This window comes from Pseudarthrobacter phenanthrenivorans Sphe3 (assembly GCF_000189535.1).
In the GTDB taxonomy this organism is placed as follows: Bacteria; Actinomycetota; Actinomycetes; order Actinomycetales; family Micrococcaceae; genus Arthrobacter; species Arthrobacter phenanthrenivorans.
Window position 1 is genome coordinate 1,693,462 of sequence record NC_015145.1, and the last position, 12,417, is coordinate 1,705,878.

The following is a 12,417-nucleotide window of genomic DNA, read 5'->3' on the forward strand; positions in this document are numbered from 1 at the left end:
TGATCAAACGATGACCTTTTCGAGCTACTTCCGTTTCCCGCATTTGCATGGCGACCTGGTCACTTTCGTGGCCGAGGACGACGTGTGGATCGCGCCCCTGGGTGGCGGCCGCGCCTGGCGTGTTTCCGCGCTCCAACTGCCGGCCCGCAACCCCCGTTTCACACCCGACGGAAAGCGGCTGGTGTGGACCGTGGTCCAGGGAACGGCGCCCGAGGTGGTATCGGCAGAGGTCGACGGCGGCGGGTACCGGCAGCTGACGTACTTCGGCCACAGCACCACAAGGGTCAAGGGCTTCACCGCTAACGGTTCGGTGGTGGTCACCAGCGCTTTCCGCCAGGCCGAAAGCAGGCACACGCACGCTTACAGCGTGCCGCTTGAGGGCGGCTGGGCTGAAGAGCTACCTTTCGGGCCGGTTGAGTCCGTGGCGTTCGGCCCTGAAGTGGGCGACGAACGCCCCGTGGTGGTAGGCAGCGTGCTGTCCCGCGAACCGGCCTGGTGGAAGCGTTACCGCGGCGGCACTGCAGGAAAGCTGTGGATCGACACGGACGGCAACGGTGAGTTCGAGCGCCTGCTCCCGGACGTTGACGGCAACCTCGCCGATCCCATGTGGGTGGGCGGCCGGATCGCTTTCCTGTCGGACCACGAAGGCTACGGCAACCTGTACTCGGTCCTTCCCAACGGGAAGGACCTGCGCCGGCATACCGACCATGAAGACTTCTACGTCCGCCACGCAGCGACGGACGGCACGCGCGTGATTTTCGAGTCCGCCGGCGAGTTGTGGGTGCTCCACGACCTGGGTTCCGATGCGGTGCGGCTGGACATCACCCTCGGCTCTGCATCCCAGTCCCGGCGTCCCGCCCTGCTCAAGACCAGCAAGCACCTCGGTGCGGTGGTGCCGGACGCCACCGGTTCGGCCAGTGCAGTGGAAGCCCATGGCACCATCCACTGGCTCCGGCACAAGGACGGCCCATCCCGCATCATCGAGGCCACCCCCGGTGTCCGTGCCCGGCTGCCCAGGCCGCTTGGCGAGGGCCGGATCGCCTACATTGCAGACCATGATGGCGCGGAGGCGTTGTACATCAAGGACATTGCTGCGCCCGTACCGCACGCCGCCGCGGCCGGCGGGGCCGGCGCCCGCAGCACCCTTTCTGCGGGGCAGGGAGCCGCGGCCGGGCACACGGATAAAGCGGAACACGAAGAAACCGTGGCGCTGCCACAGCCGGTTCCGGCCGCCGGCGCCGCCATCATGGGCGGCAGCAGCAACGCCGGGACCCATGCCACGGACGAGCAGGCCGACGTCGCCCCAGACTCCGGTGCCACCGCTGCGGATGCCCAGGCAGGTGGCGCGCAGGAAGACGCCACAGACCGCATCGACTTCCCGGGAACGTCCCGTGCCAGCGCACTGGAAACGAGCCCGGACGGGCAGAGGATCGCTGTGGGCACCTCGTTTGGCGAGGTGTACATAGCGGACACCCGGACCGGTGAACTGGCCCTGGTAGCAAGCATTGGTGAAGGGACCGTGGCAGATCTTGCATGGTCAGCGGATTCGCGATGGCTCGTTTGGTCGGAGCCGGTCACGTCCTTTGGTTCCCGCAGCCGGCTGCGGCTGGCCAACGTGGCAACGCCGGATGCCGCCCCGGTGGACGTCACCGATGGCCGTTTCTGCGACCAGTCCCCGGCCTTCACCCCTGACGGGAAGTTCCTGGCCTTCCTGTCGAACCGCAGCTTTGACCCCGTGTACGACGGACATTCCTTCGACCTCTCGTTCCCCAGCCCCATCAAGCCGTACCTTGTGGCACTCGCTGCGGACACGCCGTCGCCCTTCGGCCCTGCAGTGGACTCCGAAGGAGCGGACGCACCATCCGCCGAGGGAGCAGGCAGGCAGGACGAGGCCGGGCCGGAGCTGCCGGAGGTCCGGGTAGACCCGGAGGGCCTGGCGCACCGGGTCATCACCGTTCCCGTTCCCCAGGGTAACTACACCTCATTGAAAGCCTCCGACGGGGCGCTGCTGTGGCTCGACTGGGCACTGGCCGGCGTGACCGGTGACGGAAAAGCCAGCCAGGACGACAAGGACTCCCGCCCCAGCCTGGTCCGGTTCGACCTTGGCCGGCGCAAGCAGTCCACCCTGGTGGACGCGCTGGACAGCTACCGGCTGTCGGGGGACCGCAGCAAGGTGGTGCTGATTTCGGACAAGCAGGTCACGGTTGTTCCCACGGACGCCAAAGCGGACGAGGAGTCCGGGAAGCTGGTCAAGGTTGACCTGGGCCGCATCCGCGTCATGATGGATCCGCTCAGCGTCTGGGGCCAGGCGTTCGACGAGGCCTGGCGGCTGCAGCGGGACTTCTTCTGGGCCGAGGACATGGCGGGGCAGGACTGGCAGTCCATCCACCGCCGCTACCGTCCGCTCGTGGAGCGTCTCGGCTCGCATGATGACCTGGTGGACCTCCTGTGGGAGCTGCACGGCGAACTGGGGACCTCCCATGCCTACGTCCGTCCGGCGCCGGTTACCGAGAACGGCAGCCATGGCCAGGGCAGGCTTGGTGCCGACCTGGCCCACACGCCGGGCGGGTGGGAGATCACCCGCATCCTGGCAGGGGAGTCTTCGGATCCATTGGCCACGTCGCCCCTGACCAGGCCGGGCGTCGGCGCCAAAGCCGGGGATATCCTGCTGGCGATCGACGGCGTGCCGCTGTCGGAAAGCGTCACGCCGGCCATGCAGCTCGTGGGGGCGGCGGGCCGTGCGGTGGAGCTGACCCTCCTCAATGGCGTTGCCCACGGAGCCGCGGCCGGCACTCAGCGCCGTGTCGCCGTCGTGCCCGTCAAGGATGAGGAACGCTTGCGGTACCAGGAGTGGGTGGCCGCCAACCGGCGCACCGTCCGGGAAGCATCCGGCGGCAAGTTCGGCTACCTGCACATTCCGGACATGATGGCGAACGGCTGGGCGCAGCTCCACCGGGACCTGGACACTGAGACGGCGCTGGACGGACTCATCGTGGATGTCCGGCGCAACCGCGGCGGCCACACGTCCCAGCTGGTGGCCGAACTCATCGGCCGGAAGGTCACGGGCTGGAGCATGCCCCGCGGCGAGAAGCCGCGGACGTACCCGCACCACGCGCCGCGCGGCCCGGTGATCATCCTGGCCGACGAATTCGCCGGTTCTGACGGTGACATCATCACGCAGGTGTCAAAGCTGCGGGGTATCGGCCCGGTCATCGGGACGCGCACCTGGGGCGGTGTGGTGGGCATCGACAACCGGTTCGCCCTGGCCGACGGCACCGGCGTCACCCAGCCGCGGTACGCCACCTGGTTCGGCGGTGGAGTGGGCTGGAGCGTGGAGAACTACGGCGTGGATCCGGACATCGAAGTGACCTATCCGCCGCACGCGTACGCGGCCGGGCGCGATCCGCAGCTGGAGTACGGCATCGGAGCGCTCAAGGAAATGATCCAGGAGCTGCCCACGGACCGTCCGCCGGCACGTGAGGGATACCGCCGGCTGCGGCCCGCTCCGCTGCCTGCACGCGCCCAGGGCAACTAGCCCCGGGAACAGAAAAGGCCCTGCCTGTCCGGAACACTCCGGCCAGGCAGGGCCTTTCGGCGTTAACCGCGGATCAGGATTCCAGTGTGGCATCCATGGTGATGTCGATGCTTGCCAGCGCACCTGACACGGGGCAGCCCACCTTGGCTTCGCCGGCAATCTTCTGGAACTCGTCCTCAGAGATGCCGGGGACCCTCGCCGCGACGGTCAGGTGGCTGCCGGTGATGCCGGTGCCCGGAACGAACGTCACGTCAGCCTTGGCCCGGACTTCTTCCGGGGTGTGTCCTGCCTTTGCCAGCTCGTTGCTGAAGGCCATGGAGAAGCAGGCGGCGTGCGCTGCGGCGATGAGCTCCTCGGGGCTGGTCTTACCGTTGGCCGCTTCCGTGCGGGCCTTCCACGTGACATCGAACGTGCCAAGGCCTGAGGTGGCCAGGCTGGTGGTTCCGGAACCTTCCGTCAGGTTGCCGTTCCATACTGCATTTGCTGAACGTGTTGCTGCCATGTTCACTCCTCAGGTCGATGTGTACCGGGGCAGGCCGCTGCCTGGACCCCGCCGGTCCCATCCTAGGGACTTCACTGGCGGCGTGCACCGGCTGTCCGCTGTCAGTGGATTATGACCGGGTTGTTAAACGACGACGGCGGCGCCGCCTTGGAGGAGGGGCGCCGCCGTCGCGGTGGTCCGGTTGGGAGGACGGTTACTGCCAGAGCGTGGCGATGGCCACGTTCAGCAGGGCGAGCCCGCCCACACCGTGCGCCAGCCCAGCGCTGATGGGCTCACCCTTCTTGTACTTCCGGCGGCCGATGAAGGCCAGGACACCGACGGCGAGGGCAACTGCGAACTTGATGCCGAGCTTGAAGTAGTTGGCATCCATGTCCAGGGCCGGGATGAGTCCCATCAGGGCGACGCCGGTGAGGAGCTGGAGCATGGCGCCGTCGAACTGGCGCGGGTGGACTGTTGGCTTTTTCATCTGGCCGATCCAGATGCCAACGATCATGGCGGCGCCGACGATGTGCAGGAAAACCACGATGTTATAGACGATGTTCATGGGACCAGTGTAGCCAGAGATTCTACGGCCTGTAGTAGTTAAACGACGACGGCGGTGCAGGCCGTCCGATGGATTCCCACCGTGGCCTGCACCGCCGTCGTTCGAGGCTGGGAGTTACAGCCCCAGGTCTGCTTCGAACGCGCCTTCTTCAAGGCGTGCCTTCAGGGTCTGGAGGAAACGGCCTGCGTCCGCGCCGTCCACCAGGCGGTGGTCGTACGTCAGGGACAGGTACATCATGGAGCGGATGGCGATTGAGTCGTCGCCGTTCTCGTCGGCAACCACCACGGCACGCTTGACGATCGCGCCGGTGCCCAGGATGCCCACCTGCGGCTGGTTGATGATCGGGGTGTCGAACAGTGCCCCCACCGAGCCGATGTTGGTGATGCTGAAAGTACCGCCGGACAGCTCGTCAGGACCAATCTTGCCGTCGCGCGTACGGCTGGCGACGTCGGCGATCTTTCCTGCCAGGCCGGCGAGGTTCAGGCTTCCGGCATCGTTGATGACCGGAACCAGGAGGCCCTTATCAGTGTCGACGGCGATCGCCAGGTGCTCGGCGTTGTGGTAGGTGATCTCCTGCTTGTCCTCGTCGTAGGCAGCGTTGAGCTTGGGGTGCTGCTTGAGGGCCTCGGCCACGGCCTTGGCGATGAACGGCAGGAACGTCAGCTTGGTGCCGTTCTGCGCCTGGAAGGAGTTCTTGGCGCGGGCACGGAGCTTCGCCACCTTGGTCATGTCCACCTCGTGGACCTGCGTCAGCTGCGTGGAAACCTCGAGGGATTCGCGCATGCGGCGGGCGATGACCTGGCGGATGCGCGGGGCCTTCTGGGTGGTGCCGCGAAGTGAGGAAGCAGCGGCGCTGGAAGCAGCGGGAGCCGGGGCAGCAGGGGCAGCGGCCGGAGCCGGTGCAGGTGCGGCCTTGGCTTCAGCTGCGGCCATGACATCCTGCTTGCGGATGCGGCCGCCGACGCCGGTGCCTGACAGGGAGGAGATGTCCACGCCGTGCTGGTTGGCGAGCTTGCGGACCAGGGGAGTCACGTAGCCGGATTCGGAGCCGCCTGCTGCAGGGGCCTCAGCTGCTGCGGGAGCGGGTGCTTCTTTGGGTGCTTCCGGTGCCGGGGCGGGGGCTGCTGCCGGTGCGGGAGCGGCCTGCGGGGCCGGCGCCTCGGCTTTGGGTGCTTCTTCAGCCTTGGGTGCTTCCTGCACCGGCGCCTCGGTGGAGGGAGCCTCTGCGGGAGCGGCAGCTGCGCCTGAACCGATGACGGCCAGGACGGAGCCGACCTCTGCGGTCTCGTCCTCGTTGACGCGGATTTCCTGCAGGGTACCGGCCACGGGGGACGGAATTTCGGTGTCGACCTTGTCGGTGGAGACCTCCAGCAGGGGCTCATCCATTTCCACGGTGTCGCCCACGGCTTTCAGCCAGCGGGTGACAGTACCTTCGGTGACGCTTTCGCCCAGCGCGGGGAGGGTGACCTCGTGGCTTTCGCCGCCGCCGGCGCCGCCCGCCGCAGGTGCCTGCTGTGCGGGCGCTTCCTGTGCGGGTGCTTCTTCAGCCGGTGCTTCCTGGGCGGGTGCTTCTTCAGCGGGTGCTTCCTCGGCAGGTGCCTGCTGTGCGGGGGCTTCTTCGGCAGGCGCACCGCCGCCGGAGCCGTCGCCTATGCGGACCAGGGGAGCGCCAACCTCGGCGGTCTCGTCCTCGGCAACCAGGATTTCCTCAATCACGCCAGCTACAGGAGAGGGGATTTCAGTGTCTACTTTGTCGGTGGAGACTTCGAGCAGGGGCTCGTCCACCTCTACCCGGTCACCTACCTGCTTGAGCCAGCGGGTGACGGTTCCTTCGGTGACGCTCTCACCGAGGGCGGGCAAGTTAACGGATTCAGACATGTCGTCCCCGTTCTCCTTATTGATCTTTAGTGCGGATGATTGCTGCCTTGTTGGCCAGCCTAGTGCACCCGGCATTCCGTGCCGGGTGCACCAGGCCCTGTGGTGCTTGGGGGAGACTAGCCGTGAAGGGGCTTGCCCGCGAGTGCCAGGTGGGCTTCGCCCAGGGCTTCGTTCTGGGTGGGGTGGGCGTGCACCAGCTGCGCCACATCCTCGGGGTAGGCTTCCCAGTTCACGATCAGCTGGGCTTCGCCGACCTGCTCGCCCATGCGGGCGCCGATCATGTGGACGCCCACCACGGGGCCGTCCTTCTGGCGGACCAGTTTGACCAGGCCGGAGGTGCCCAGGATGGAGCTCTTGCCGTTGCCGGCCAGGTTGTATTCCTGCGTCTGTACCTGGTCCTCGCCGAACTTCTCCTTGGCTGCTTTTTCGGTGTAGCCAACCGTGGCGATTTCGGGCTCCGAGTAGGTGACCTTGGGGATGTTGATGTCTTCGACGACCACGGGCTTCAGGCCGGCGATTTCCTCGGCCACGAAGATGCCCTGCTGGTAGCCGCGGTGCGCCAGCTGCACGCCGGGGACGATGTCGCCCACCGCGTAGATGTTGCCGACGCCGGTGTGCAGGCGCTCGTTGGTGATGACGAAGCCGCGGTCGATGGTGATTCCCGCTTCCTCGTAGCCCAGGTTGGCGGTGACGGGGCCGCGGCCGACGGCGACCAGGAGGAGGTCGGCTTCGAACGTCTTGCCGTCCACCAGGGTGACCTTGACGCCGTCGTCGTTCTGCTCAACGCCCTGGAAGAACACTCCGGTGGAGAACTTGATGCCGCGCTTCTTGAAGGCACGCTCGAAGTTCTTGACGATGGTGGCGTCCTCGTTGGGGACCAGCGAGGGCAGGCCTTCCACGATGGTGACATCCACACCGAAGGACTTCCAGACAGAGGCGAACTCGACGCCGATCACGCCGCCGCCCAGGATGATGGCGCTCTTGGGGATGAAGTCCATGGTCAGCGCCTGGTCGGAGGTGATGACCTTGCCCCCGAGCTCCAGGCCGGGCAGGGTGCGCGAGTAGGAGCCGGTGGCAAGGACGATGTTCTTGCCCTTGTAGGCGGTGCCGTTCACCACGACGGTGTCGGTGCCCTGCAGCTTGCCTTCACCTTCGATGACGGTGATGCCCTTGGACTTGATGAGTCCCTGGAGGCCCTTGTACTTGCCGGCGATGATGCCGTCCTTGTACGCGTTGACGGCATTGATGTCGATGCTGTCCAGGGTGACGTTCACGCCGTACTTGGCGGAGTCGCGGGCGTGGTCGGCCAGCTCCGCGGAGTGCAGGAGGGCCTTGGTGGGGATGCAGCCGTTGTGGAGGCAGGTGCCGCCCAGCTTGGCTTTCTCCACGAGGCCGACGGTGAGGCCAAGCTGTACTGCCCGCAGCGCGGCGGCGTATCCGCCGCTGCCGCCACCGAGTACCAGGATGTCGAATTCTTGCGCAGTTGCCTGATCGGCCACTTAAACGCTCCCTCGCGTGAACGATGACGCGTTCTCCGCGCATCATCTGGTCTTGGAACTTGCACTGCCGTGATTATGCCAGCAGGCCAATTCTCTTGCATTTGTGACTACCGTGGTTCACCTTAGCGAACCACTTATCCATGCTCCACCCTGGCACCACGTTTGTGGAGCGCTTGTGTCGAGTGTCACGCGGCTTTGTGGCACAGGGATCACCGTCCCGCAAAGCCGCGTCACAGGGGCTGCAACTGGGCCTGGGTCAGGCGGCAGCAGCCAGGATGTCCTCGACATACGCCACCAGGGTCCGGACGGTGCAGCCCGTTCCCTGCTTGTGGGTGTAGCCGTAGGGGCTTCCGTTGTTAAAGGATGGTCCGGCGATGTCGATGTGGGCCCAGGGGATCTGTTCTCCGTCCTTGCCCTTGCCGACGAATTCGCGGAGGAACACGGCAGCCGTCATCATGCCGCCGTGGCGTTCGCCGATGTTCGCGAGGTCGGCCACCTGCGAATCAAGGCTGGGGCGCAGTTCCTCGGGCAGCGGCATGGGCCAGACCAGTTCCCCGGCGCGGTCCGCTGCCGTCTTCAGTGCCCCCGTCACGCTGTCCGAGCCCATGACGCCTGCCGTCCTGTTGCCCAGGGCGATGAGCTGCGCGCCCGTCAGGGTTGCCACGTCGATGATGGCGTCCGGGTATTCACCGCTGGCGGCCACGATTCCGTCGGCCATCACCAGGCGCCCCTCGGCATCCGTGTTCAGGACCTCCACGGTCTTGCCGCCGAACATGGTCAGGACGTCGGCAGGCCGTGAGGCCGCGCCCGACGGCATGTTTTCGGCAATGCAGAGCCAGGCGGTGGCTTTGACCGGCAGGCCGAGCCCCGCCAGGGCGAGGACAGTATTAAGGACGACGGCGGCGCCCGCCATGTCGCTCTTCATGTCGCCCATGCCCAGGGCGGGCTTGATGGAAATGCCGCCGGTATCGAAGGTGATTCCCTTGCCGACGAGGGCGATCTTCGACGTTGCCTTGGCGGGGGAGTACTCCACCTTGACCAGCCGGGGCTGGCGGGCGGAGCCTTTGCCCACGCCCATGATGCCGCCGAAGCCTTCCTTTTCAAGCCGCTTTTCGTCCCACACGGTGACTTTCACCGGGAGGCCCTTTGCCAGGTCCTTGGCGGCCTCGGCAAAGGTTTCGGGGTAGAGATGGCTGGGCGGCTGGTTAACCAGGGAACGGGTGGCGTTGACTGCCTTGCCCAGGAGCGCGGCCCGCTTGAGCGCCGCCTGGATGTCCTTATGGTCGGCCAGTTCCGTGAAGATGACCGCGTTGCGGACAGGATCCTTCAGCCCGTCCTTCGAGGACCGGAACTCGGTGAAGGAGTAGGCGCCGAGGGCGGCACCTTCCGCAACGGCCGCGACGTCGGCCACGGACGCCGTCGGAAATGCGAGGGCAACCGTGGCGAGGCCGGCAAGCTGGCGGATGGCGCTTCCCGCCGCCCGCCGCAGGGCTTCTCCGGCCAGCGGGTTTGCAGCGGAAACCTTGCCCACGCCCGCCAGGACCAGGATGCCTGCGCCCGTTTCGGGGAGGCCGGGCAGGCGCACCAGCTGGTCGGCGGCACCGGTGACGCCGAGGCCCTTGAGCGAATCGGCCAGCGCCTCGGCGGATTTGGCCGTCAGCGGGTTGTCCAGGAGGACCGGGCCGTCCGCAGCCTGCCCCACGCCAATGACCACAGCGTCAGTGGGGCTCTTCTTAAGGTCCCGCGAGAGGGTACTAAGGTTGATTTCAGTATTCTTGACCACGCGGATCAGTCCTCGATTCTCGAAAGATGCTCGGGCAGGGGTGCATGTTCGGCGCTCTGCCATGGTTGCCCGGTACGGCCGTTCGGAACGCAGTCCGGGTGTCTGCCGGCCCGGCTGGCGGGCCAGTTCCGATCGTAGCCCTTCCCTGCCGCGGCCGGAGAATTTGATGAGATGTCCGCCACACAGGGTGCCGGAATGCCCGGTTCTCCCGGCGCGTTATAAGGATTGTCCACCCTGGCCTCTGAAAGGAACATGCCGTGCTTGAACGGATCTCCGGCTCCCTGCTGGACCCTGACTCGCTCTACGCGAGCAACATTGAGCTGTTCCACAGCCCTGAGCTCCGCGGGCTAAACCTGGTGATGGGATTCACCGGCTTCGCCGACGCCGGGCATGTGGTGAAGCAGATCAATGCGGAACTGCTTGACTCCCTCGACGCACAGCCGGTGGCCGTGTTCGACGCGGACCAGTTGATCGACTACCGCTCGCGGCGGCCGCACCTGACGTTCGTCGAGGACCATCTCCAGGACTACCAGGAGCCGCGGCTGGCCCTGTACCGGCTCGTGGACGGGCTGGGCAAGCCGTTCCTCCTCCTTGCAGGCTTCGAACCGGACCTGCAGTGGGAGCGTTTCGCCCGCGCAGTGGTGGGGATCGTGGAAAAACTGGACGTCAACCTGGTGACCTGGATCCACTCCATCCCGATGCCGGTACCGCACACCCGGCCCGTTGGCGTGACCGTGCACGGCAACCGCCCGGACCTCATTGAGGGCATTTCGGTCTGGAAGCCCACCGTTGAGGTTCCGGCCGCGGTGGGCCACATCCTGGAACTTCGGCTGGTGGAGGCCGGGCGCAATGTCGCCGGATACGTCATCCACGTGCCCCATTACCTGGCAGAGGCCGAGTACCCCATTGCTGCCGTGGCCGGTCTCGAATACCTGGGCGCGGCCACCTCGCTGATGCTGCCTACGGACAGGCTTCGCGAAGCCGGCCGTGAAGTCAGCCGGCAGATCGCCGAGCAAATAGATGCTTCCGAGGACGTGCAGCAGGTGGTGTCCCGCCTGGAGACGCGGTACGACGAAAAGGCTGACGGCATCGTGCGGCGCTCGCTCCTCGCCGACGAAAACGACGAGCTGCCCAATGCCGACGACCTCGGCGCTGCGGTGGAAGCCTACCTTGCCCGGGAGAACCCCGGGCAGTAGCAGCCGCCCGGCCAGTAGGCCGCCGCCTGCTGACCGGGCGGCTGCGGGAGTAACGGCATAATGAAGGGGTGACTTCACCCCGCGCCTGGCTTATCTGGACCATTGGAATATTTGGATACCTGGTAGCTGTGGCGCAGCGCACGTCCTTCGGTGTGGTTGGGCTGGAGGCCACCGAACGCTTCAATGCCAGCGCGTCGGCGATCTCGTTCTTCACAGTCCTCCAGCTCCTTGTCTACGCCGGCCTCCAGATCCCGGTGGGCGTGCTCGTGGACAGGTTCGGTTCCCGGGCCATGATCGCCGGGGGTGCCGTCCTCATGGGGCTGGGCCAGCTCCAGCTCGCGTTTGCGGACAGCATTCCAGGAGGCGTGGCCGGCAGGGTGCTGGTGGGGGCGGGGGACGCCATGACCTTCATCTCGGTGATCCGGCTCATTCCGCTGTGGTTCGCCCCTGCCAGGGTGCCGTTGGTCACCCAGCTGACGGGCATGTCCGGCCAGTTGGGCCAACTGTTCAGCGTCATCCCCTTTGCTTTCGTGCTCCACCTCTCAGGCTGGACCCCGGCGTTCCTGATGCTGGCAGGCATGTCCGCCCTCGCCGTCGTGCTGGTCCTCCTCCTGCTGCAGGATGTCCCCCCGGGCACCGAGCGGCCGGCGGCTCACCAGGGGCTCAGGGCCACCGGCGCATCCCTCGCCCGTGCATGGCGCCAGCCGGGGACCCGGCTGGGAATGTGGAGCCACTTCACCATCCAGTTCAGCGGCACGGTGTTTGCCATGACGTGGGGCTACCCGTTCCTCATCTCCGGGCAGGGGCTGGACGCCGGCACCGTGGCCGCCCTGATGGCCCTCTATGTCGCGGCCGCCATGGCCGTGGGACCGTTCATCGGGCGCTTCGTTTCCCGGCATCCGCTTCGGCGCTCCACCATGGTGCTCCTGATTGCGGGTGCCACGGCCGGAGCCTGGGCTGCCGTCCTGCTGACTCCCGGCAGGGCGCCGCTGTGGCTCCTGGCCGGACTGGTGGTGGTGCTCGCGGTGGGCGGGCCGGGTTCCATGATCGGCTTTGACTTCGCCCGCACCTTCAATCCCGCACACCGGATGGGTACGGCCACCGGGATCGTCAACGTGGGAGGCTTCATCGCCGCCCTTGTGGCGATCTTCCTGATTGGCCTGGTGCTGGACGTCCTGTTCGCCAGCGGCTTCTCCAACGGTGTCCTCTACGGGCTCGACCCGTTCAGGATTGCCATGAGCGTCCAGTTCCTGCTGCTGGGCCTTGGAGCGGGAGCGATGCTGGTGTGCCGCCGGAAAGTGCGGCGCCAAATGGCGGCGCAGGGCGTTGTTGTGCCGCCCCTGCGTAACGCCCTTGCCCGCCAGCGCCGGGAAAGCCTCGCCAGGCGCCGGCAGGCCTCGGTCAAGGACCGGTGAGACTGTTCCTCCACAGCCCGGGTTACCCACATGGTGCCGGGTTGCCCACATAGGGGCATTGCGTT

Annotated in this window: 8 protein-coding genes; 3 read left to right on the forward strand and 5 right to left on the reverse strand. The window is 66.6% G+C overall.

Going from position 1 to position 12,417, the window contains the following annotated elements; genetic code table 11:
* Window positions 1-10 precede the first annotated feature (10 nt).
* Window positions 11-3,535 carry a S41 family peptidase gene (locus ASPHE3_RS07815; protein ID WP_013600686.1) on the forward strand — a complete coding sequence of 1,175 codons (3,525 nt, stop codon included), beginning with the start codon at window positions 11-13 and terminating at the stop codon, window positions 3,533-3,535.
* Window positions 3,536-3,608: 73 nt separating this feature from the next.
* On the opposite strand, the gene ASPHE3_RS07820 is transcribed toward ASPHE3_RS07815, so the two are convergent.
* The 5 genes from ASPHE3_RS07820 to ASPHE3_RS07840 form a co-directional block, all read right to left on the reverse strand.
* Window positions 3,609-4,037 (reverse strand): OsmC family protein, encoded by a 429-nt coding sequence (locus ASPHE3_RS07820; protein ID WP_013600687.1) that lies wholly within the window; start codon window positions 4,035-4,037, stop codon window positions 3,609-3,611.
* A gap of 193 nt (window positions 4,038-4,230) precedes the next feature.
* On the reverse strand, window positions 4,231-4,581 hold the full coding sequence (locus ASPHE3_RS07825) for a hypothetical protein (RefSeq protein ID WP_013600688.1): 351 nt from the start codon (window positions 4,579-4,581) through the stop codon (window positions 4,231-4,233).
* Window positions 4,582-4,695: 114 nt separating this feature from the next.
* Window positions 4,696-6,459, reverse strand: a complete 1,764-nt coding sequence (sucB, locus tag ASPHE3_RS07830; RefSeq protein WP_013600689.1) for a 2-oxoglutarate dehydrogenase, E2 component, dihydrolipoamide succinyltransferase — start codon at window positions 6,457-6,459, stop codon at window positions 4,696-4,698.
* Window positions 6,460-6,575: 116 nt separating this feature from the next.
* Window positions 6,576-7,958 carry a dihydrolipoyl dehydrogenase gene (lpdA, locus tag ASPHE3_RS07835; protein WP_013600690.1) on the reverse strand — a complete coding sequence of 461 codons (1,383 nt, stop codon included), beginning with the start codon at window positions 7,956-7,958 and terminating at the stop codon, window positions 6,576-6,578.
* A 256-nt stretch (window positions 7,959-8,214) separates the two neighbouring features.
* A complete protein-coding gene (locus tag ASPHE3_RS07840; protein WP_013600691.1) occupies window positions 8,215-9,741 on the reverse strand; it encodes a leucyl aminopeptidase in 1,527 nt (508 codons plus the stop codon).
* 257 nt (window positions 9,742-9,998) lie between these two features.
* Here ASPHE3_RS07840 and ASPHE3_RS07845 point away from each other — a divergent pair, with 257 nt between their 5' ends.
* Window positions 9,999-10,937: a proteasome assembly chaperone family protein gene (locus tag ASPHE3_RS07845; RefSeq protein ID WP_013600692.1), complete on the forward strand. Its 939-nt coding sequence runs from the start codon at window positions 9,999-10,001 to the stop codon at window positions 10,935-10,937.
* A gap of 68 nt (window positions 10,938-11,005) precedes the next feature.
* Complete coding sequence (locus ASPHE3_RS07850) at window positions 11,006-12,352, forward strand: MFS transporter (protein WP_013600693.1); 1,347 nt, start codon at window positions 11,006-11,008, stop codon at window positions 12,350-12,352.
* The last annotated feature ends 65 nt before the right edge of the window (window positions 12,353-12,417 follow it).

Excerpts from the sequence above, each read along its gene's own strand:
- ASPHE3_RS07815 (WP_013600686.1), top strand. The coding sequence starts at position 11 with ATGACCTTTTCGAGCTACTTCCGTTTCCCGCATTTGCATGGCGACCTG.
- ASPHE3_RS07820 (WP_013600687.1), bottom strand. The coding sequence starts at position 4,037 with ATGGCAGCAACACGTTCAGCAAATGCAGTATGGAACGGCAACCTGACG.
- ASPHE3_RS07825 (WP_013600688.1), bottom strand. The coding sequence starts at position 4,581 with ATGAACATCGTCTATAACATCGTGGTTTTCCTGCACATCGTCGGCGCC.
- sucB (WP_013600689.1), bottom strand. The coding sequence starts at position 6,459 with ATGTCTGAATCCGTTAACTTGCCCGCCCTCGGTGAGAGCGTCACCGAA.